A 22,550-nucleotide genomic window follows, 5' to 3' on the forward strand; every position below is an offset into this window, starting at 1 on the left:
TAGACAGGGGAGATAAAACAACCATATAGATTTAAAAATTATCTGTCGCCAAACAGGATTGAATATCACCCTTCTTTCATATCGTTGAAAACAATAACCACCACAGAATTAATATTTACGAAGTCACCATGATGTATTGATTATGCAAATAAAAAGCATCAGGTGGTGCAAATATATATGCACCACCTCATTTAAAAATTACAAATACCAGGATGTTACTACTTTGTTTTTATTAAAGTTAATCTCAAGATTCGAACCATGATGGCTGGTATCGCCAGTCATTTTGCCGGATGCTCTTGTCATCGTATCGGAGGCGTTACTGGCAGAGGTGGCCATTCCAAGTGCGCCTGAAATCGCACTTGCGCCTGGAACATATCCCATGACACTGGATGCCGTACTCAGATTACCACCTTTATTGAAGCTCCAACTATAACCGCCACTCGATGAAGAAAATTGATTATCTGGCGTTCCATACAGAGCCTGCACCTCAGCCTCAGTAGTTTTATTAGGAATGATATGTGAGCTTACATAACTTCGGCTAAATTTATCTTCGCCCCCCATAGAACTACATCCTGCAAGCAACAACATCATTGTTACAGCAACTAAAATAGCTTTCATTCTGCTTCTCCATGAAGTTTATCCAAACTCGACTCTATTTATTAACATGGAGTTAAAAATATGTAAACAACATTTATTTACATAAAACTGACATAAACTTATCATCTTAGAAATTAATTTTAAGCATTAAAATAAATAAAACACATCGCAGTAAAGCCAGACAATCTCCATTTCTTGGTTTTTTATTTCTGAACTCATCGCAAAATCGATATTTAATTTCATTTAAATATCAGGCACTGTCGGCCGTCTTTTATTCTGTGATGACCACACGAACAGGCATGGCTACAGCGTTAGCTACGGGTATTTTCGCCCTGTAAACTGTGACTACGAATTCAGAAGTCCCACGCTTTTACTATGTAGAAGCTTTGTGTCGATAACAAAAGAGCGGTACGGCAATTAACGTGCGGCGATACAATGCAATTTACTATCATAAAATACAAATAGTTAAGATCATCAAAATGATATCGACTTCTGTTCTTTCCCTACAGATCACCTTTACGTTTGAGCCTAAATGGATGGCAACTAAGATGTCGCGGTTCTAAAATTTTCCACAATTTCGAAAAAGCGTCGGTAAGCAGGGAATTACGAGCAGGACTCAGCAGGTCACCCTTTATATACCGGGTATGGAATATTTGACGTTTAACCCGCTAAAAAGGGGCCCGGCTGGTGAGTTATGGTTACTCTGACATGAAGAACGCTTTGTGTAACGAGCATAATCAGCACGGGCTAACCGTAAGAGTGAAGCGCCCCTGTTTGGCGCAATGCGGGCCGCGACGTGGGGCGTGACTTTCAGGCATACCGGCATAACAACGACTGAAACTGCAGCGGGCAGCACGGGGACATAACGTGTTCGGGATTAAGGCTGCGGGGTTAAACGACATCAGGTATCCCTGCCCTCATCAGATACCTGTGGTTCCCGTCAAAACGTTAAGCGGAAATGTGAGTCAACGCTGCCAGGCTCAGTCTGTGAAAACCTCAGAAGAAGCGCAATCTGAAAAGCATATACAGCACCAGATAGGCCGCTCTGGCATTCACGTTCATCACATGATATTTCACTTTCTCGCTCCTGTTTAACAGCCCCAGGACATTCTCAGGATAACGCTTCTCTTTGATACGTTTGATGCTATTACGAACCTCATTAATATTCAGCGTGGTGTAGTACATTGCGGTCACGATTTGCATATCCAGCGTCAGCTTGCGTTTGGTTACTCCTGTAGAAAAACGGGTCATATCGCCGTTTTTATACTTCACCAGCAGCCTTTCATAGAGGTCGGTAAGGTAGCGTTTACGGTCCAGCAGCTCTTCATAAAGTACGCGTTTCTTTGAAAGCGAGTTCTCTACATCATCATAGTGATAGGAGGCACTGTCAAAAACAAACAGGTTATCGATATAGTAGAAATAGTTAAGATTAAACAGGAGATCTTCACTCATCGAAATGCCTTTCGTGAAGCGAATACCACAATCATCGATAATTTTTCTTCTGTAACACTTGTTATGAAGATAACCAATATTATCACTCAACTCGATTTCACCCAGAACGTCGGGAATACCCTGCTGATCAAAATAGCCGTAGGTCGACAGATCGCCCACGCGATCGCACTTGAGGTTCCCTACCATCAAATCAAGAGGTTGTGGAATGCCGGAGGAAAGATGCTGATGAAATATGGCAAGAAAATCATCGTCAACCCAGTCATCGGCATCAATAAAAATGACATAGTCGCCCGATGCCGCTTCCAGTCCGCTATTACGCGCGACGCTGACGCCTGCATTATTCTGTGTGATTACTTTAAAATTATTGTACTGTTTGAACTCATCAAGGATCGCAGCGCAGTTATCTTTACTGCCATCATTAACTGCAATAATTTCATAATTTTTAAATGTCTGAAGGAGAAGGCTCTGCAGGGTACGCATAATCGTCTTCTCGGCATTATAAACCGGTATTATTATACTGAATAAATATTTATCATTCATTTCAAAACCTCGTAACCAACATACATCATGGCATCATCAGGCAGAGGAAAATCGGCGTTATAAAGTCGCCTTCATTCCTTTTCACCCCGGAGAAAATGAGCTTTTTAATTATTTATAAATCCACGATCACAGTATAAAAGCGCTAAATTAAACTGACTGTAAACAGGTATAATTCCGGCAACGAAGATCAGTCATTATCCTTAATTAAATACTGTAGATAAAATAATGATTTAAATAATAAAGGCATGCGTCCGCCTCCCGCAGGTTTGCAGGATTATAAAAAATAATATTTATCTGAAGCCTATAGATAATCGACGGGGAAAGTAAATCTCAATGAATATATTTCAATATGATGAAAGGTATTATTTCTCAAAAATAATAATACCTTTCATAAAAACTTAACTTACCGGCCAGAAAACAGGGTGCGGTTAATCAGAAACCATAATTTCCCCGGCTGGATGAAGATTTTATGAATCTTCATCATTGGCTGACCGCGGAAAAAGTAATTAAGGACGGTAAAAGCCATAAACTCCGTGATCACCACGCTTATTGCCCCGCCAGTGATGCCGAACATGGGCACCAATGTCACCGTCGTTACCAGGCAAACCGCCAATACGCAGAACGTTTTTTTGATCAGATAACGGTAGCCGTTGTATTTGATGATAAAGCGATCCATCACGCTGCTTAACACACCAAACATGGCACCGATACTCAACAACACCATCGGGGCTATCGCTTCGGTGTAAGCGGCACCGTAGAAATGCTCAATAAACCAGGGCCCCACCAGTGCGATGCCAAGGATAACTCCTAAGGATACGGCAATGACCAGTAACTGCAGTTTCTGAGCGCGTATCACAGCCACCTCAGGATCGCGCTCGGCAAACAGGGCCGGATAGAAAGACGCCAACAGCGCATTGGGTAAAAATACCCAGGCAACCGACAGCGTCATCGCCACCGAAAAAATGCCCGCCTCTTTGAGGCCTAAAAACCATGAGACGCTGAGCTGGTTGAGTCGGGTATAGATGGTAATCGCAATCACCGACAGCACCAGTGACCGTCCGGCCTGAAGAATATAGCGGCTGTAACGCCGGATATGGCTCAGCTTAGGAAGCGGCGGCCGCACCTGAGATCGTCGGTGATACCAGCCAAACACGCAGATCTTAATCAGGAAAGGAATAAAGGTGGCCAGCACAATGGGAATCGCCAGCAACTCTGGAGCTAGCTGGTAATAAGAAATCCCATAGCGAATGCCTAAACTGATGAGCAGCCCGGTCAGGTTAGCGATCACGTTCAGCTTCGCATTTAAAACCGCCTCGTTATAAATGTTAATCAGATCGATAGCTGAAAACAGGCAAGCTAAGGCAGCAGCACAGATAAAGATAAAGGCCTGCGCATTCATCTCCTCGCGCATCACGATGATGCCTATCGCCGACAGCACACAGTAAATGGCAAAGACTAATATGACTGCAGGCACCATAAGCCGGATGCCCGAGCGGTGATTCTGGGCGATACGCTTCAGCAAAATCACATCGCAGCCCATCATGGCAACCGACTGGATAAACTGAAAGATCAGCATTGAAATCGCGATGACGCCAAAGGTGACAGGCCCCACGTATTTCGCCACGAAGGACGTGACGAACATCAGCCCAAAGACTGCAACCAGTTTCTCAATGATCATCCACAACGAGTTTTGCAGCTTCTGTTTCACGACCGGCCCCTCAACACATTCTGTGCGACGTGGCGCAACCCGGATACCAGCCGCGGCGACAGAAAGAAGAAGGTGAAATACAGGCTCCATGCATTTGGAATGATGCCGGCAGCGCAATAAGCACGATAGTTCTGACGATAGAGATCGATGTACTGTTTAACAAACGCAGCGCTGAACTCCTCACTGTGCAACGCCTTGTAGATATGCGAAGCGGTCACTTTGAGGAATAAAAAGTAGTAAAAGCGTTCCTGTGGCCGCAGCAGCAACATTTTTATCCCGGCAAAAGCACGTACATAGGTAAAGTGTTTTTCTTTAAGCTCGGAACGTGTGGCGGAATTTCTGGACTCGACATAGTGGTAAACCACACGGCGACTAAACACCACCTGCCCGGGGTTCGCGGCGGACAGATAGCCGATCACAAACAGCAGGTCTTCAAAGTTAAAGATATCTTCACGAAAGTGCAATTGCTGCTGTTGCACGATTTCCCGGCGGAAAAATTTGTCACAGATACCGTGCTTCGGCGTGTGATACAACAGTTCACTTATCGCCTTATCGGCAGACATACTGCGCTGAGAATCGGCTTCTGTTACCTCAGAAAGCGGCTTTCCGTCATGAGAAAAGGTACGTGATTCGCCTACAGCCAGAACCACATCATCCTTCATAAGCGTAAGCCAGGTATCAAGAACCGCAGGAGGCAGGAAGTCGTCAGCGTCAACGAAAGAAATAAATGTACCGCGTGCGGCGTCCAGTCCGCAGTTACGCGCCGAAGAAACACCGCCATTGGGCTTATTGATAATCAATACCCCAGGATAATTCTGGTATTTATTCATCAGCTCAAGTGAATTATCGCTGGACCCATCATTCACCAGAATCACCTGGCAGCGCTCAGCCTGAGGCTGCTTAAGAATACTCTCAACACAACGTTCAATAAATGCCGCACCGTTATAAACAGGCACAATAAATGACACTAAAGGGACTTGTTGATCGTTATTCATATAACCTCTGGTGTGACATATTTATTAAAGTGAAATACAAAAGAGAGTGCCAGTTAGTCCCAAAAATTTTTATTTGTACAAATTTTTCGCTACTCTAAATCAGTCGTATGTATGCACATCGTCAATTTTTGTATCAAAATGTTTACCCTGTTTTATCGCGAGTAAAAATTAAATAAAAACAATAAATTAACAGATAAACTAAGAGTATTCTGTAATTTACATCGCCGCTAAAATGGCCTTTAAAAATAAACAGAAAACAGGGGGGAATACTCTACTCAGATGCGGATCGCTTTCGCAATAAGCAGGCTCTGCAAACAGCGTTGAAACGCGAACGCCAGGCAGTATTTATCATCATCACAAGGCGGGAATGCCGCAGTGCAGGCCCATTAATAAGAATATCCTTATAATAAGGATTTCATGGCTGCAAAATACCTTTACCTAAAAACACGCAAAGTCTACTAAAAAGAAATATATAAACCAGAAGAAGCCATTGTGTTTAATTTACGTTTAAGTTTATTGCGTCGAAGTTTATGGATATCTTTCCGTGTTAACGATTCCTGATATTGATATAAGGAATACGCTTTTCTGCATAAGCCGCACAATGATGAAAGCATTTTTCTCGCCACGCGCATCTGGCTCAGTGCCCTGGGTGCCCAAAACCACGCCAGGGAACAATGCGGATTTTACCTCTGTGGTGAATACAGGCTGATTGCCGACACCACCTGGCTTTGCTGGCCGGTAAGCGCTCAGCGTGTTTTTAGTTCACAGCGATATTCGCCCGGCGTTTGCCCGCGCGCATCGCCTCGCGTCATCCTGTCAATAAGGTCAACCGCCAGCGATGCGGGTTCAAGGCATCCGGCGGTATCAAATATAAAGAATCTAGCGGCGATGCCGTTGCCCGGTGCAGGTGTGGCAGCCGCCACATCCCCGCGCCGTTGTCGTGCCAGTAAAAGGCACCGTCTTTACGCGCCCGCTAAACCGTCGCAGCAGAACAAACACCACGCTGTTCACCATCACCACGCTGATAAGACAAAGCGAACTCAACCCCGGATGATGGTGGAAACTGACGCTCTGATAAAACAGCGTGGCAACGGAATACGCCACGTTTAAGCCCCAGAAAAACGAAAAGAGCATCCAGTTTCTTCCTGCCTCGCGGGCAATCGCACCCATAACCGACACGCAAGGGACATAGAGCAGCACAAAGATGAGGTAGCTGTAAGCGGCAAAGCCATTGCCAAACTTCGCACTCATCACGCCCATCTGGCTGGCGCTGATCTCGCTGTCTCCTTTGCTGGCTTCAATGGGGTTTGCCAGCGCGGTGAGGCTAAATGCCGCTTTCAGGCTGTCGCCGGTTGCGGTCAGCGCATCACCCAGTTCGCCCAGCAGATCAAAGTGCTGCGGGTCGAAGTCACCGCTTTGCACATCTTCACCGACATAGAGACTGTTCAGGGTTCCGACCACCACTTCCTTTGCCATAATGCCGGTGACCAGCCCCACGGTAGCCTGCCAGTTGTCCGGGGTGACACCGATTGGCCGCAGCGCAGGCGTCACGATCTTGCTGGCAGAAGCCAACGCAGACGCGTTGATATTGTCCACCGTCGAGCCGTTAAACGAAAAGCTGCTCAGCAGCCCGATAACCATGCTGACCAGAATAATGACCCGCCCGGCCCGTATGATAAACATTTTCAGCCGCTGCCAGGTCTGGATCAGCAGGCTTTTCAGATGAGGCCGGTGGTAGACGGGCAGCTCCATAATAAACGGAGAAGCCTCGCCGCGTAGCAGCGTGTTTTTCAGGATGAGCCCGGTGACAATGGCAACAACAATGCCCAGTACATACAGGGAAAAGACCAGGCTGGCGCTGTAAGCCCCAAAGAACGTCGCCGCGAACACGGCGAAAATCGCCAGGCGAGCGCCGCAGGACATAAAGGGCGCAATCAGCACGGTGAGTAAGCGCTCACGGGGTGTATCCAGGGTGCGGGCGCCCATCACAGAGGGGACATTGCAGCCAAAGCCGACGATTAAGGGAACAAAGGATTTACCGGGTAAGCCCAGCGACTGCATCAGGCGATCGATAACAAACGCCGCACGCGCCATATAACCGGAGTCCTCCAGAAACGACAGGAACAGATACATCAGCCCTATCTGAGGCAGAATCGGCAGCACCGTATTGATGCCAGCACCGATTCCCTGCGCCAGAAACACGGTCAGCCAGTCGGGAAAATGAAAGGTATAGCCGAGCCATTGCGTTCCATGGATAAACAGCGCCACCGAGCCGCCGTCAAATATCGGTTGTAGTGCGGCACCGATATTAATCGACAGTACGAACATCAGGTACATCACGCCCAGGAAAACCGGCACACCTGACCATCGGTTGAGCACGATGTTGTCCAGCCTTTCGGTCAGTGCGCCGGGCATTGACTGCTGAATATTACTGACGGCGGCACAGAGGGCGCTGATAGCCTGATAACGGCAATCGGCGATGACCATTGCTGGATCACCACCGGCTTCCTGGGCAATCTCGGCCAAATGTGGCACGACTGCGGGACAAACCTGGCGGCTGTTGATATCGCCTTCCAGCAGCTGTAACGCCAGCCAGCGCTGTTTTTGCACATGGATATCATCAGGCATCATGGCGCGCAGACGTAAAATCGCTGCCTCAATAGCGGGCGGATAAACCACCGGCAGTGGCGCTATCGCTTTGTGCCAGCCATCAATGGCGGCTTTGAGATGAGCGAGTCCTTCGGCACGCGTGGACGTCAGCGTAACGACCGGGCAGCCCAGCCGGGCTGAGAGCGCGGCGACATCGATGTGGATATGTCTGCTGGCCGCAATATCCTGCATATTCAGCGCCACAATGCAGGGAACACCCAGCTCCAGCAGTTGAAACGTCAGGAAAAGATGGCTCTCCAGGTTCGAGCTGTCGACCACATTCACAATCAGGTCGGCACGATCGTCGAACAGGTAGCGACAGGCAATGCTCTCATCAATAGAGCCATCCGCCGACAGCGTGGTGAGCGAACGGGTGCCGGGCAGATCAACCAGCCGCACATCCGCCGTTGCCGTAAAAAACTGCCCTTCTTTACGTTCGACAGTGACGCCAGCCCAGTTCCCTACTCGCTGCCGCGCGCCGGTAAGCTGGTTAAACAAGGTGGTTTTGCCCGTATTGGGATTACCAATCAGGCCAAGGGTCAAGGTTTTCATCAGTCTATTTCTTCAAGCATCACGGCAGCCAGATCCCGCTGCCTTACCGCAAGGTTGACGCGGCGCGTACGGATTTGCACCGGATCGCCCAACGGCGCTACGCGAACCACCTCAATCAACGTGCCGGGCAGCATTCCCATGGTTAGCAGCTTTTGCCGCCAGGCGGGATGAATGGAATGTTGGTATCCCCCAATACGATAGGTCGTGCGTGGTTTTATTTGCATAGCCTTATTCGATCCAGTAACAACAGAACGCAAATTATACAAATGATAACTATTCTTGTTTCTTGATCTGGATGGGGAGAAACGCAAGGAAACGCAGAAAGGGTTGTAACGACTTACCGCAAGGCGAAAACCCCAGACCGGCGGCGGCCGGGATAAACAGCTGTCCGGGGTTTCGAACCGGCTGTCTGGCCTTTATGACTTAAATAAAATTAAACCTTGCTTAATAAGTTCAACCGCTATAGTGTAGCGACATCGGTTTGGAATACAGACCTTATGAAAGCAGTTTTAGTAAAGCAGTCCTCAGTTCAAGCGTCATTCCCAGATGCCCTTCTTCATGAGCCTCCTCCTAAGTGCCCAATAAGTAAAATCTGCAAAACAGGCCATCTTCGTCACCTTGTGTGGCTCAAAAATGAAAAGGACACCTCTATGTCGACTAAAATGACTGGTTTAGTAAAATGGTTTAACGCTGATAAAGGCTTCGGCTTTATTTCTCCTCAGGACGGAAGCAAAGATGTATTCGTACATTTCTCTGCTATCCAGAGCAGCGATTTTAAAACTTTAGATGAAGGCCAGAAAGTGGAGTTCTCAATCGAGAACGGCCCTAAAGGTCCTTCAGCTGGCAATGTTGTTGCACTGTAACAACTGACGCCCTCACGACCGCTTACGATAGCGATGATGGCAACAGCCTGAGCAGTTAAGTCGTTGTGAAAAAAACCCGCCTTGTGCGGGTTTTTTAATGCCTGTCATAAACTGCATTCGCCCTCGCGGCAGCCTTGCAGAATATTTTTCGCCCTCCACTGCGCCATAAAGTCTGACATCCGCTAACCTCTGCATCGCTTGCACGAATAACGCCAGTGAGAGAAAAGCGCCGACCATCACGTTTTCATTCTTATTATTTCAAAGCGTTATTATATTCACGTGAAAATACAGGCATCTGTTGTGCAAAATAACGACGCATGGGCACAACCCGTGGACCTTTTTATTATTGTCAGATCACAATAATGTATCTGATGGTACATTTTAGCCACGCTGCCTTTTATCATTGAGGCGATGTCCCCCAAGGGCTCGCGAACATCTTCTCTTTTCAGAAAAGCCGCTTTTATTTCTTAGTTACTGTCATAGATCACATTATTTACCGCGTCACTATTAAGCTAATCATTTTAATACCGATAAACCTGTATCACCTTTTACCGGGATTACTGCAATGCTTAAAAACCTTAAAATCACGACGGGTATTGTTGCCGTGTTATTTCTATTTAGTGCGCTATTGACCATTACGGGCTTTCTTTTCTATTCCTCTGTCAGCCAGGCTGGTCGCAATTTTTCGCACACGGAACAACTTACGCTGCAACAACAACAACTCAGCGACAGCGTGCAGACGCTGATCAAGACGCGCGTGACGATCAGTCGCGTGGCGATCCGCTTTCTTAAAAACCAGAAAGATCCCGCATCACTGGCGTCTATTGCCAAACTGCTGGAGGTGGCGAAGCAGTCCGCCGATAAAGCTGATGAGTATTTCCAGGCTTATAAGACTGCACCCGCATTACCGGGTCAGCATGCTGAGGTGACAAAAAATGTTGAGGCGGCTTACACCAAGATGCACGAGACAATGCTCGCCTCAGTAGACTTTCTGAAAAATAATAATTATCAGGGTTACGGGAATCTTGATGCGCAGGAAGCTCAGGATAATCTGGATAAGGCTTATCAGACATGGCGCAGTGCCAACTACCAGTTAATGAAGCAGATCGCCGCTGAAAACGATAGCAACTACAGCAATATGCTGTGGACGTTGCTGATTATCGCGATCATTGCCCTTGTCACCGTTGCCACTGTTTGGGGCGGTCTGAGAACCCTGCTGCTGAAACCGCTGAGCATGGCCACTGATTACATGCGTGCTATCTCTGCCGGTGACCTGACCCAGGAAATCGCCTGTGAGAGTCAAAATGAAACCGGCAGACTGCTTCGCCAGCTTGAAGAGATGCGCAGTGCGCTGGTTGTCACCATCCGCTCTGTGGATGATGCCACGCAGTCCATTTTTACCGGCGCGGCAGAAGTTTCTGCCGGCAGTACCGATCTCTCCTCGCGTACCGAACAACAGGCGGCAGCCCTTGAGGAAACCGCAGCCAGCATGGAGCAGCTCACCTCAACGGTAAAACTGAACGCGGAAAATGCTCAGCAGGCAACCACCATGGCGAAAGATGCCTCCGTAATGGCCTCGCAGGGTGGGCAAATCGTCGCGAAGGTGATTGCCAACATTGAACAGATAAGTGAAAGCTCAAAACAGATCGCCAGTATTATTGGCATTATTGACAGCATCGCCTTCCAGACCAATATCCTGGCGCTTAACGCCGCAGTGGAAGCCGCGCGTGCCGGCGAACAGGGACGAGGTTTTGCTGTGGTGGCCGGTGAAGTGCGTTCTCTGGCCGGTCGCAGCGCCAGTGCGGCCCAGGAAATACGCACGCTGATTGACCAGTCCACGCAGCGCGTAAACAGTGGTTCGACGCACGCCTCAGAAGCAGGCGATGTGATGGGCAGTATTGTGAATTCCGTTAACAGCGTTACGCAGCTCATGGCAGAGATTGCCTCCGCCTCGGCCGAGCAAACGCGCGGCATTGAGCAGGTGAGTAAAGCGGTGTCTGAAATGGATGGCGTCACGCAGCAAAACGCCGCGCTGGTTGAAGAGTCGGCCAGTGCCGCTGCCTCGCTAGAGGATCAGGCAACGCAGTTACGCCAGTCGGTAGCGGTGTTTAACACAGGCAGAACCCCGGCCGCAGGTCAGAATGTGCTGCGTAAGCCATCGCTGAAGAAGCCTTTAGCGGAGAGCACTAGCGCTGGCCTGTCAGCAGAAAACTGGCAGTCCTTCTGATTGCTTAACCGCAGAGCAAGGTTCCGCTCTGCGGTTAAGCCTCTCATAAGATGATGGAGATGACGCCGCTGCGTTATCGCCAGTGGATAGCCGCACGCGCGTCACTCGTGTTGAAGTGATTCGCGCAGCACATGAAGCGCCGCCCAACTGGCCTCTTTAATGCTGCCGTCTTTACCAAACAGCAGTGGCCCGGTCGCCAGCGCGTCCCCCGCCTTCGGTGTCGCAGCCGTGCGGTGCGGCGTGTCCCAAACGCCCCAGGTTAAAATAGCGGCAACGCCCGCCTCCAGAACCAGCGAAAGATAGCGTTTATACAGACCGGCAACCGCCATCGGTCGGCGCTCCATCGGCACGCTGCTGTCATCCACGTCCAGTTCGGTGATGTACACCTTCAGGCCAAGCGATTTCACGTCGCGAATAAATGCCGCCAGCCCCGGCCCAAAAGCGGGATGGGGACCGGCTTTGAGATGAGACTGGATGCCGAGCGCGCCAATCGGAATATGTCTGGACTGTAAGTCGCGCAGCATCGCCAGTACCGCCGCCCGTTTTCGCTGCCCATTGGCATCGTCGCTTTCAAGCCCGTAATCGTTGTAGCAGATTACCGCATGGGGATCGGCCTGATGCAGCGCCTCGCAGGCAATATCCATATAACGCGTACCAAGCCGCTGATACCAGAAACTGTTGCGCCATCCGCCGGGTTGTCCATCGGAGGGATTGATGATTTCGTTAGCCACGTCCCAACTTTGTATCTGCCCACGATAGCGGCCCGCAACGGTGGAAATATGCTGCCTCAGCACCTTTTCCAGTTCGGTCGGATCGGCAATATCCTGAACCCAGCCAGGAAGGGCGCGATGCCAGCAGAACGTGTGCCCGCGAAGCAATATCCCCTGCTCGCGGGCAAAGGCGGCGATAGCATCAGGGCCGGTGAAATCGTAGCGATCGCGCGCGGGATGGACGGCAATCCATTTTAGTGCGTTTTCCGGGACGATAATGCTCGCCTGACTCGCGACAAACTGCCGATAGCGCGCATCGGATTGCAGACTGTCGGGCCTGACGGCAAAGCCAAACAGCAGATGACGGCGGGCGGCAACGGTTTTTAAGGCGGGAAAAGGCGCAGAAGACGCCAAAACAGGTAGCGGCAGCGCGGCACCCAGCATGAGCGCGGCGCTGTTTTTTAGAAACCCACGTCGGTTTGACGACATGAAAGCAGTTTTACGCAGCACGACGACGCCTCCAGATGCCCAATGCATCACATTAAGGGCACGGTTGTCCTGCCCTCACTTTTTATAGCCTTAACCCACCTTGCCGTCTGCCGGGATTGTTTGCATTGAGGTTAAGATGCGTTTCAGACTGTAAAAAAGCCATGAGCCTGAGATCCCGTCTGATAACAATGCGGCCCACCCAACCGGTCGTCATCGCGTTACCTGTCTTCAGTTCCATCAAGAAAAAAGTGACAGGAATACACGTCATCATCTCTGCCTGAAACAGGCAAAAAAGGCGGTGTCATCAACTGCCTCACGCGCGCATTGCATTAGCCTGCCGCACAGGTTGATAACCAGAATTAAATAACGGGGATTTTCCTTTGCTAAGCTGAAAGGCATACCTGATTCGTTTAACCAAGGAGAATGCTATGACGCAGCTTAAAACCCGCCAGCTCGGCAACAGTGGTATTAACGTGCCGCTTCTGACTTTTGGCGGCAACGTCTTTGGCTGGACGGTTGACGAGAAAACCTCGTTTTCCCTGCTCGACGCGCTGGTAGAAAAAGGTCTGTTCTTTATCGATACCGCAGACGTGTATTCGCGCTGGGCGCCCGGCAATCAAGGCGGTGAGTCAGAAACCATTATCGGCAAGTGGCTGAAAAAAAGCGGTAAGCGCGACAAGATCGTCCTGGCAACCAAAGTCGGTATCGAAATGTCACCGGAGAAAAAGGGGCTGAAACCTGACTATATCCATCAGGCTGTGGAGGATTCACTGCGCCGCCTGCAAACGGATGTGATCGATCTGTACCAGGCACACCGTGACGACGACTCCACCCCACTGGCCGATACGCTTAATGCCTTCGATGCGCTGATTAAAGCCGGCAAAGTGCGGGCCATCGGTGCCTCCAATTACAGCGCAACGCGGTTACAGGAGGCGCTGGACATCAGCAAACAGCAGGGGCTGGCGCGCTATGAAACCCTGCAACCGGAATACAACCTTTATGATCGTGAAGGCTATGAAAGTGAGCTGGAGCAGGTCGCCCGCGACAATCATCTTGGCGTCATCAACTACTACGCCCTCGCCAGCGGCTTTCTGAGCGGTAAATACAAGAAACCGCAGGATGCCGCCAAGAGTCAGCGCGGTCAGGGAATTGTAGATAAATACCTGAATGAACGCGGCCTGCGCATCGTTGAGGCGTTAGAAGACGTGGCCGCCTCACATGATGCTTCAGCCACGCAGGTCGCTCTGGCCTGGCTGATTGCGCGTCCAGGCATTACGGCACCGATTGTCAGCGCCACCTCACTGCAACAGCTCGATGAACTGGTCAAGGCCACGGAACTGATGCTAAGTAAGCAAGAAATCGAAGAGCTTTCCCGCGCCAGCAAGGCCTGAGTCAAAGGGGATGCTACGGCATCCCTTTTTTTATGCTTCCTCGCATTAAATGCCTTTTCTGTTAAAAACATATTCGTTCAGAGAGACCTGTCACAATTGCGTTAATCGTTTATTGTTTTGAGGTTATATACGCACGGATTTGCAAAAACTGACATTTCACCAGCACTATCCTCTGCCCGGTCAATTACTGTCATTCACACAAGAATAACGATCATGAATACTCAAAAAGCAGTGCAGTTTATGCCTCGTCTGGCCGCGGGCAGCCTGATGTTTGCGATGCTGAGCGCCTCCGCGCTGGCCGCCGATGCCTTTAGCTATGATTCCCCCTATATGTTCGGTGACTGGAACGGCTCGCGGACACAACTGGAACAAGACGGCATCAAATTCGACGTTAACTACACCATGGAAAGCGCGGCGAATCTTGGCGGCGGAGCCGATACCAATACGTCGATGCGTTACAGCGATCAGTGGGCATTCGGTGCCAATTTCGATCTGCAAAAGCTCCTCGACTGGCAGGATACGCAGTTCCAGGTGACCATCACCGATCGTAATGGCCGTAACATCTCCGATCAGGTTGCCGATCGCCGCACCGGGATGCTCTCCTCCACGCAGGAAGTTTACGGCCGCGGTCAGACCTGGCGACTGACGCAGTTCTGGTTAAGCAAAGGCCTGTTCGATAACACAGTCAATGTTAAAGCCGGCCGGGTTACCGTCGGGGAAGACTTCGATAACTTTGACAGCAAGTTTCAGAACCTGGCATTCGGCAGCGGTCAGGCCGGTAACTGGCGCGGCGATCGCTGGTTTAACTGGCCGGTATCCCAGTGGGGCGGACGGGTAAAAGTTAACTTTACCCCTGAGGTATTTTTCCAGGTCGGTTTCTACAATCAGAACCGCGCTAACTACGATCGCGGCGACGGTTTCCGCCTTGATACCAACAACTCAGAAGGCAATCTGGTGCCGGTCGAACTGGGCTGGAAACCGACTTTCGGGCCAGAGAATCTGCCGGGTAATTATCGCATCGGCTACTACTATTCGTCCGCGAATGGCGATAACTACGGTAGCTGGCAAGATGGCGCTTACCAGAGCAAGGATCATGCTTATGGCGGCTATGTGCTGTTACAGCAGCAGCTTACTGCACAGGGTGGCGATGCCAGCCGCGGCCTGGGCGTCAGCGTTCAGGCGGTCATGAACGATCACAAAACCGCTAAAACCGATAACTACCAGTCCATTAGCTTCACCTGGAAAGGGCCGTTTGATGCGCGTCCGCGGGATGAAATAGGTGTCGGTGCGGCGCGCATTCATGTTAACAGCGCCTATTCCCGTGCGCTGCGTCAACAGAATGACGCCAGCGGTCAGACCGACTTCAACAGTCCCACCTACCTGCCGGTTCAGGAGGGTGCGGAGTACAACTATGAAATTTACTATAACGCCCAGTTGACCAAATGGTTGCAGCTGCGTCCCAACCTGCAATATGTGGTTGCGCCGGGCGCCGTCAGTGAGGTGAAAGATGCCTTTGTCGGCGGCATCAGCGCTAACGTGAACTTCTGATTTGCGCCTCATGCCTGTCGGCTCATTCACGTCAGCCGACAGGCATGTTTTACTGCATTCGGCGACAGGCGAGCCCTGCTATGAACCTCATGCATGCCGCGTTTGCTGAGATTCGCCCGTGCGGGCGTTTCGGCCTTCCCCACCACACCAGCCCGTAATAGCCGCAATTTTTTGCAAGTCACGCCCTGGCTGATGCGCTATAACTCGCCTCACATGCGTTCAGACCAGCAGGGAACAGATGAAAACGTTTATCAGCAAAACTTTCACCGCCGAAAAGGCCTGGGGTGCCGTCGACATTGCCAATTTTGAGGGCACCACCGTGCGGCTTCACTGGACGGATAAGCCTTATAAATGGCATATCAATGATGGTCAGGAAGTGTTTGCCGTCATGGATGGCTGCGTAGACATGCATTATCGGGAAGCGGGAGAAACAAAGAAAATCCGCTTAGAAACGGGCGATATTTTTTATGCCAGCACAGGAACCGAGCACGTAGCCCATCCGCAGGGTGAAGCAAGAGTGCTGGTGATTGAAAAAGAAGGGTCAGTATAATCTTCCTGAATTTTGCCCCGCGCGCCTGGCGGTGTGCAATCCGCCACAGCCGCCCGCCGCAGGGCCAGCAGAAAGAAGGTCGCCGCCATGAGCGCATTAATAACGCTTGAGAATCTGGGGCCGCGCATCTGTATTATGGGGCCGTCTAACAGCGGGAAATCAACGCTTGCGAGCGCGCTCGCACGTAAAACCGCCCTGCCTGCCATTCATCTTGATCAACTTTATCACCTGCCCCATACCGACTGGCAGCCAAGAGATGAGGCTGAGTTTTTGCATTTACATGATCAGGCCATCCATCAGGATTGCTGGGTGATGGACGGCAACTACACCAAATGTCTTAACGCAAGGCTGGCGCGGGCAACCGGCTACATTCTTCTTGATGTATCCACGCTCGTCAGTTTGCTGCGTTATTTCAGACGTTGCTACGCCAGTTCCCCCCGCCAGGGCGGGCTTGAGGGCGGGGTGGATAGCGTGAAAGGGGCAATGATAAAGCACATCGCGTTGATTACCCCCGCAAACCGCAGGCGCTACCAGACACTGTACTCGGGCCTCGATCTGCCAAAATGCTTTTTGCAGGGCCAAAAGGCCATTGATGATGCCTACAGACGCTGGAATTTGTCAGCCTGACCTGCGTATTCTTCTTGATATTCACTGCCACACCGAGCCATGGGTCCGGGGGAGGTGCGCAGCGTGACGCGCCCACCGCTTGCGTGCAGCAAGCCGGGGAGAGATTCGGTTAGTGATCGCGGCGTGCGGCCATGTCTATTCTGCTGCCGCTGCGCTTTTGCGACGCAACAGACAGGGAAACAGGGAAATAAAAATCATACTGGCAGAAGACAGCCATGTTCCGGCAATACACCAGATTTACGCCTACCACGTCTTACAGGGTACAGGCAGCTTTGAAATCGTTCCGCCCGACGAGGCAGAGATAGCCAGCCGACTGGAAAAACTTCGCGCCGCCGGGCTGCCCTGGTTCGTCGCGGTGAGTGAAGGACAGGTTTGTGGTTACTGCTATCTGGGCTTTTACCGGCCCCGTTATGCCTACCGGTTTACCCTTGAAGACTCTCTGTATATCGATCCGGCATTTCAGGGAAAAGGCATCGGTAAACGCCTGCTGGCCCATGCTATCGACTGGGCTGAAACGCGCGGTTTTCGCCAGATGGTGGGGAATGTGGGTGACAGCGCCAACGCAGCCTCCATCGCCCTGCACCGCGCCGCCGGTTTCAGCGTGATCGGTACGTTGACGTCAGTGGGGTTCAAGCACGGCCGCTGGCTGGATACGGTGCTGATGCAACGCGCGCTCGGTGCCGGGGACGGCTCGCTGCCCGAAAACGAAGCATAACGCCGTGGTGACAACCTGCGGCTGGCGACAGCCTGAAAAGGCCGTCCTCAGGCGGTGCAACCCAGCTCCTCTGAAATGGCCTGCGCCGTGGCAACCACCTTCGCCATCAGGTTTTTCGCACCAATCTGTTGCAGCTTCGCCGTCGGCAGCGAGACCGATACCGCATAAGGGACACGCTGCTGGATATCAAACACCGGCGCGGCAATACAGGTGACGCCCAGTTCATTTTCTTCACGATCCATCGCGGTGCGCTGCTGAAGAATATCGTTAAGTTCCCGCTGCATCTCAGGCAGCGTGGTAATGGTATTTTTCGTCAGTTGCTCAATGCTGTCCTGATGATTTTGCCAGTATTGCAGCAGGTACTCTTCGCTGCCCCAGGCCAGAAAGATTTTTCCCATGGCCGAACAGTAAAGCGGCATATGCTGACCGATATAGGCACGGGTACGCATCATGCCGGTCGTGGGTTCTAACTTGTTGATCAGGACTACGTGGTCATCTTCACGGCTGGAGAAGTTCACGGTTTCGCCCACGTCCAGATTCAGTTTTTCCAGATGTGGCCCGGCGACGTGAATAATATTGAGCGACGACAGCGCCTTCTGCCCGACCGAAATAAACTTGGTGGTTAAGCGATAGCTACCAGGCGAAGGTGCCTGCGTCACGTAACCACTGCTGTGCAATCCCTGTAGCAGGCGGTGTACGGTGCTTTTGTTCATTCCAGACAGTTCAGCAAGATGGGCCAGCGGGCAACCGTTGGGATAATTACTCAATAACTCAATTAACTGCAGGCCACGAAACAGGCTCTGTGTCCCTAATGGCTTATCGCCCTTCGTTTCCTTTGCTTTATCCACTTTCACCGCCATCCACCGATCCTCTCCGTTTCTCACTTCCTGAACGCGCTAACGCATGATGTTAACTCATGGTATAGCGGCTGGGAATCTTTCGCTTTTTTAGTGTGGCCGGACAGGTCTGTTCCGTCCTGGCAGAAGTGCGTTGTTCATCACAAATTCAAAACAATATTTTAACTTACTGTTTCTTATGAATAAATATCCGCCCTGCTTCTTTGCTTTTCCCCGGCGGCAGGAATACTATTTTTTGGAATAGTATTTCACATATTGAAATTAGCAACGAGCGGTCGCCGCTCTTGCTGCTGATACTCACCAGGCGTCACGGGAGGCAGGAATGCAACCTCATCCGGATAAACCGGTTCTTACACTCAGCCATATCACTAAACGCTTCGGCGGTAACGCTGCGGTTAACGATGTGAGCCTGGACGTTTTCCCCGGCGAAGTCGTGGCGCTATTGGGGGAAAACGGCGCAGGTAAATCCACGCTGATCAAAGTGCTGGCTGGCGTGTACACCAGTGATGAAGGGCAAATTACCTTTCAGGGCAACGTCACGGCATCCGCCGCCGCGTTAAAAACCGCCACCACCCAACCCATTGCGTTTATTCATCAGGACCTGGGACTGATTGAGTGGATGACCGTGGCCGAAAATATGGCGCTGGTCATGGGATTCAGCCGCCGTTTTGGTCTGGTTAACTGGCGGGCGGTGCGTGAGCGAGCGCGTTTGGCCCTGGAAGAAGTGGGCATTCAGCTGGACCCCGATGCCCGCGTCTTTGAACTGTCGCGCACCGAGAAATCGCTGCTGGCCATTGCCCGTGCCGTGGCGGTCAACGCCGAAGTGCTGGTGCTGGATGAGCCGACCGCCTCGCTGCCCGCCAATGACGTGCGTCATCTGTTTGGCGTAATCGAACGCCTGAAAAGCCGCAACGTCGGCATGATTTATGTGACACATCGCCTGGATGAGGTGATTGAGATTGCCGACCGTATTTGCGTGATGCGTGACGGTAAACGGGTGGCAGAGGGCGTAACGGCAGATTACCAGCTTCACGATCTGGTCGAAATGATTGTGGGCGAGGCGCTGGAAAGCAATCAGCGCCTTGCCCTGCCCGAAGCGCGTCCGCCTGTGCTGTCGCTGGACAAGCTGTGCATCGATGAAGTCGGCCCGGTCTCTTTCAGCCTGCAACCCGGCGAGATGCTGGCGCTGGCAGGCCTGCGCGGAGCCGGTCAGGAAGAGATTGGTCGGATGCTGTTTGGTCTGAAGCAGTCCACCAGCGGGGAGGTTATCTTCCGCGACCAACCCTGCCACCCGCGCTCCCCGCGTGAGGCGATGGCCGCAGGCATCTCGTTTGTGGCGGGCGATCGCACCGGCGAAAGCCTGGTGATGTCGATGAGCGTGCGCGAGAACCTGTTTATTAATCCTTGCGCCAGCGGTCATCGGCTGATGTCCCATTACGGTCGCCGCGCTGAGGTCGGAGCCAGTTGGTGGAAAGTCCAGCTGTTCGATGTGCGTCCCAAAGACGTGAACCTGGATATCAGCGCCCTGTCCGGCGGCAACCAACAGAAAGTGGTGATGGCACGCTGGATGCACCTGAATGCGCCGCTGCTGATTCTTGAAGATCCCACTGCCGGTGTGGACGTCGGCGCACGTGAAGAGATTTATCACCTGCTCAATAAAGCCCTCGCTGAAGGCGTGGCGGTGCTGGTGATTTCCAATGACCTTGAAGAAATTGCTCATATCTGCAACCGCGCTCTGGTGTTTAACCGGGGCCAGGTGGTCGGTGAACTGAGAAATGAACAGGTTACCTTTGCAGGTTTACTGGAGCTGGCCTCAGCCAGTTCTGCTGCCCCATTAGCTACCGTCTGAACAGGCAGTCAGGAGAAACGATATGTCTAAAACCTCGGTGAAATCTACCGCACTCGAACAACGGGTCAGCCTTGCCCAGCATGGCTTTGCGCCGTGGTCGATGCAGATCCTCACCCGCTACGGGTTACTGCTGTTGTGCGTGCTGTTAGCGTTAATGTTTTCAGTCCTGTCCCCCACTTTTGCCTCGATGTTAACCGTGCAGGCGATTCTGTCCAGTAAGGCAAAAATTGCACTGCTGGCGCTGGCGGCCACGTTGCCGATGATCGTTGGCAAAATCGACCTGAACGTCGGCTTTGGCATCGTACTGTGGCACATTCTGGCCATTACGCTGCAGGTGGAATACGGTTTTTCCTGGCAGATGGCGGTGCTGACGGTGCTGGTATTGTCAGCGCTGTATGGCCTGCTAAACGGTATTCTGGTGGCGCTGGCAGACATTGACAGCTTTGTCGCCACGCTCGGCTCCGGCACGGTGCTGTATGCCATTGCGCTGTGGCACTCCGGCGGACGACAAATTGTGGGCGACTTGCCGGACGCCTTCAGTGCCCTGCACAGCACGGAAATTGTTGGCATCCCGATTGGCGCATTTTATGTGCTGGGCCTGGCGCTGGTGTTATGGCTGGTCACCGAGCATACGCCGTTGGGCAGATGCATGTATGCCGTGGGCGGTAATCCCGTAGCGGCCCGACTCAACGGGATTGCCGTTAATAAATACGTAATTGGCTCCTTTATTGCCTCCAGCGTCATTACCGGCTTTAGCGGCGTGCTGATCGCCGCCGAACAGGGCGTCGGCCAGGCCAGCGTCGGCATGGATTACCTGCTGCCTGCCTTAGTGGGCGCCTTTCTGGGCAGCACCACCATTCGTCCGGGACGGGTTAACGTCTGGGGCACCGTGGTGGGGATTGCCATTCTGGCTATCGGTATCGCCGGTATCCAGCAATTTGGCGGGGCCTTCTGGGTTGAGCCTTTGTTTAACGGCGCCACGCTGCTGCTGTCGATTACGCTTGCCGGTTACGCCCAGCGTCGCCGTATGTTGAACCAAAAAGCCGTCGTGCGCAGTCAGGGCACGCCAGCGACCACACCTGACCCACAGCAAAAAACCATCACACCAGGGAACTCATTATGAAAAATCCGGTATTTGGTCTTTCTCTCGTTGCCATGCTGGTAGCTTCTCTGCCCGCACATGCAGACAGCTATCTGGAACAAGCCACCGCGGCCGTCGCCAAAGCCACGTCCAGCGCCACCACCTGGGACGGCCCCACCACAGGTCCTAAGCTCCAGGCGAATAAGAAACTGATTTTTATTGCCTCTGATATGAAAAACGGCGGCGTACAGGGCGTGCAACAGGGGCTGAGCGAGGCGGCGAAAGTCGCCGGATGGAAGCTGGATACGCTGGACGGCGCGGGATCGGTGAAAGATCAGCTCGCTGCCCTGAATCAGGCTATCGCCCAACGGCCTGACGGCATCATTATTGGCGGCTGGAACCCCAACGTCGCCAAAATGCCGCTCAAAAAAGCCGTGCAGCAAAAGATTGTGCTGATGGCGTGGCATGCGGAACCCGCCCCGGGGCCGATTAAGCAGTACGGCATTACGGATAATATTACCTCGGACTCAAACGAGGTGGCCCGCCTGGCGGCACAGTACGCCGTGGTGAAATCGGGCGGCAAAGCTCAGGTCATTATCTTTACCGACTCGCTGTATAAAATCGCGCTGGATAAGGCCAATGCGATGAAGCAGGAAATTGAAAAATGCAGCGAGTGTAAGGTCATCGACTTTATTGATACGCCACTGGCCGATACCTCTAATCGTATGCCGTCGCTGACCTTCAGCCTGTTACAGAAGTACGGCGACCGTTGGCAGTATTCGCTGGCGATCAACGATCTCTATTTCGACTTTATGGCACCGGCGCTGAAAACCGCAGGCAAAGGCGGTAAAAACGCGCCTTACAACATCTCCGCAGGTGATGGGTCCATCTCGGCCTTCCAGCGCATTCGCAATGGGGAAAGCCAGGTCGCCACCGTGGCTGAACCGTTAAAACTGCACGGCTGGCAGTTGCTGGATGAGTTTAACCGCGCGTTCGCCGGTCAACCGCCTTCGGGCTATGTGACGCCCGCGCACTTAATTACCCAGGAAAACATTAGCCGGGATGGCGGGCCGCAGAACAATTACGATCCCGAAAACGGTTATCAGGCGCATTACAAAACCATCTGGGGCGTGAAGTAACGGAGGCCAGC

General features: G+C 51.9%; 18 protein-coding genes. 10 read left to right on the forward strand and 8 right to left on the reverse strand.

Features of this window, described 5'->3' with window-relative positions:
• Positions 1–198: 198 nt before the first annotated feature.
• The 6 genes from QNH99_RS19780 to feoA form a co-directional block, all read right to left on the reverse strand.
• A complete protein-coding gene (locus QNH99_RS19780; RefSeq protein ID WP_096011449.1) occupies positions 199–618 on the reverse strand; it encodes a hypothetical protein in 420 nt (139 codons plus the stop codon).
• A gap of 975 nt (positions 619–1,593) precedes the next feature.
• Positions 1,594–2,589 (reverse strand): glycosyltransferase, encoded by a 996-nt coding sequence (locus QNH99_RS19785; protein WP_410517102.1) that lies wholly within the window; start codon positions 2,587–2,589, stop codon positions 1,594–1,596.
• Between the two features lie 403 nt (positions 2,590–2,992).
• Entirely contained in the window at positions 2,993–4,297 is a 1,305-nt protein-coding gene (locus tag QNH99_RS19790; RefSeq protein WP_410517103.1) for an oligosaccharide flippase family protein, read from the reverse strand.
• A complete protein-coding gene (locus QNH99_RS19795) occupies positions 4,294–5,292 on the reverse strand; it encodes a glycosyltransferase family 2 protein (RefSeq protein WP_109716716.1) in 999 nt (332 codons plus the stop codon). The genes QNH99_RS19790 and QNH99_RS19795 overlap by 4 nt, the downstream gene beginning before the upstream one ends.
• Before the next feature lie 879 nt (positions 5,293–6,171).
• Positions 6,172–8,493, reverse strand: a complete 2,322-nt coding sequence (gene feoB / locus QNH99_RS19800; RefSeq protein ID WP_410517104.1) for a Fe(2+) transporter permease subunit FeoB — start codon at positions 8,491–8,493, stop codon at positions 6,172–6,174.
• Positions 8,493–8,717: a ferrous iron transporter A gene (gene feoA, locus QNH99_RS19805; RefSeq protein WP_063878097.1), complete on the reverse strand. Its 225-nt coding sequence runs from the start codon at positions 8,715–8,717 to the stop codon at positions 8,493–8,495. The genes feoB and feoA overlap by 1 nt, the downstream gene beginning before the upstream one ends.
• A gap of 426 nt (positions 8,718–9,143) precedes the next feature.
• Between feoA and cspA the strand changes: the two genes are divergently transcribed.
• Positions 9,144–9,356, forward strand: a complete 213-nt coding sequence (gene cspA / locus QNH99_RS19810) for a transcription antiterminator/RNA stability regulator CspE (protein ID WP_014606872.1) — start codon at positions 9,144–9,146, stop codon at positions 9,354–9,356.
• A gap of 565 nt (positions 9,357–9,921) precedes the next feature.
• Positions 9,922–11,583 (forward strand): methyl-accepting chemotaxis protein, encoded by a 1,662-nt coding sequence (locus QNH99_RS19815; RefSeq protein WP_283355304.1) that lies wholly within the window; start codon positions 9,922–9,924, stop codon positions 11,581–11,583.
• A gap of 101 nt (positions 11,584–11,684) precedes the next feature.
• On the opposite strand, the gene QNH99_RS19820 is transcribed toward QNH99_RS19815, so the two are convergent.
• Positions 11,685–12,803 carry an endo-1,4-beta-xylanase gene (locus QNH99_RS19820; protein ID WP_283355305.1) on the reverse strand — a complete coding sequence of 373 codons (1,119 nt, stop codon included), beginning with the start codon at positions 12,801–12,803 and terminating at the stop codon, positions 11,685–11,687.
• A gap of 407 nt (positions 12,804–13,210) precedes the next feature.
• Here QNH99_RS19820 and QNH99_RS19825 point away from each other — a divergent pair, with 407 nt between their 5' ends.
• The 5 genes from QNH99_RS19825 (at position 13,211) to QNH99_RS19845 (ending at position 17,613) form a co-directional block, all read left to right on the forward strand.
• Positions 13,211–14,173 carry an aldo/keto reductase gene (locus QNH99_RS19825; RefSeq protein WP_241567380.1) on the forward strand — a complete coding sequence of 321 codons (963 nt, stop codon included), beginning with the start codon at positions 13,211–13,213 and terminating at the stop codon, positions 14,171–14,173.
• A 213-nt stretch (positions 14,174–14,386) separates the two neighbouring features.
• Positions 14,387–15,721 (forward strand): carbohydrate porin, encoded by a 1,335-nt coding sequence (locus QNH99_RS19830; protein WP_218994701.1) that lies wholly within the window; start codon positions 14,387–14,389, stop codon positions 15,719–15,721.
• Between the two features lie 238 nt (positions 15,722–15,959).
• A complete protein-coding gene (locus QNH99_RS19835) occupies positions 15,960–16,271 on the forward strand; it encodes a cupin domain-containing protein (RefSeq protein WP_096011436.1) in 312 nt (103 codons plus the stop codon).
• A gap of 87 nt (positions 16,272–16,358) precedes the next feature.
• Complete coding sequence (locus QNH99_RS19840; RefSeq protein WP_241567379.1) at positions 16,359–16,898, forward strand: AAA family ATPase; 540 nt, start codon at positions 16,359–16,361, stop codon at positions 16,896–16,898.
• A gap of 187 nt (positions 16,899–17,085) precedes the next feature.
• The gene (locus tag QNH99_RS19845) at positions 17,086–17,613 is read left to right on the forward strand and encodes a GNAT family N-acetyltransferase (protein WP_109716722.1); all 528 of its coding nucleotides are present in this window, start codon (positions 17,086–17,088) and stop codon (positions 17,611–17,613) included.
• 47 nt (positions 17,614–17,660) lie between these two features.
• On the opposite strand, the gene QNH99_RS19850 is transcribed toward QNH99_RS19845, so the two are convergent.
• On the reverse strand, positions 17,661–18,473 hold the full coding sequence (locus QNH99_RS19850) for an IclR family transcriptional regulator (protein ID WP_063878088.1): 813 nt from the start codon (positions 18,471–18,473) through the stop codon (positions 17,661–17,663).
• A 319-nt stretch (positions 18,474–18,792) separates the two neighbouring features.
• Here QNH99_RS19850 and QNH99_RS19855 point away from each other — a divergent pair, with 319 nt between their 5' ends.
• Genes QNH99_RS19855 through QNH99_RS19865 form a run of 3 tightly spaced genes read left to right on the forward strand, consistent with a single transcriptional unit; the run spans position 18,793 to position 22,539 of the window.
• The gene (locus QNH99_RS19855) at positions 18,793–20,319 is read left to right on the forward strand and encodes a sugar ABC transporter ATP-binding protein (RefSeq protein ID WP_109716723.1); all 1,527 of its coding nucleotides are present in this window, start codon (positions 18,793–18,795) and stop codon (positions 20,317–20,319) included.
• 22 nt (positions 20,320–20,341) lie between these two features.
• Positions 20,342–21,442 (forward strand): ABC transporter permease, encoded by a 1,101-nt coding sequence (locus QNH99_RS19860; RefSeq protein ID WP_063878086.1) that lies wholly within the window; start codon positions 20,342–20,344, stop codon positions 21,440–21,442.
• Positions 21,439–22,539, forward strand: coding sequence for a substrate-binding domain-containing protein (locus tag QNH99_RS19865; protein ID WP_063878085.1), 1,101 nt, complete (start codon positions 21,439–21,441; stop codon positions 22,537–22,539). The genes QNH99_RS19860 and QNH99_RS19865 overlap by 4 nt, the downstream gene beginning before the upstream one ends.
• Positions 22,540–22,550 lie beyond the last annotated feature (11 nt).

Source organism: Pantoea allii (genome assembly GCF_046529425.1).
GTDB classification, from domain to species: domain Bacteria; phylum Pseudomonadota; class Gammaproteobacteria; order Enterobacterales; family Enterobacteriaceae; genus Pantoea; species Pantoea allii.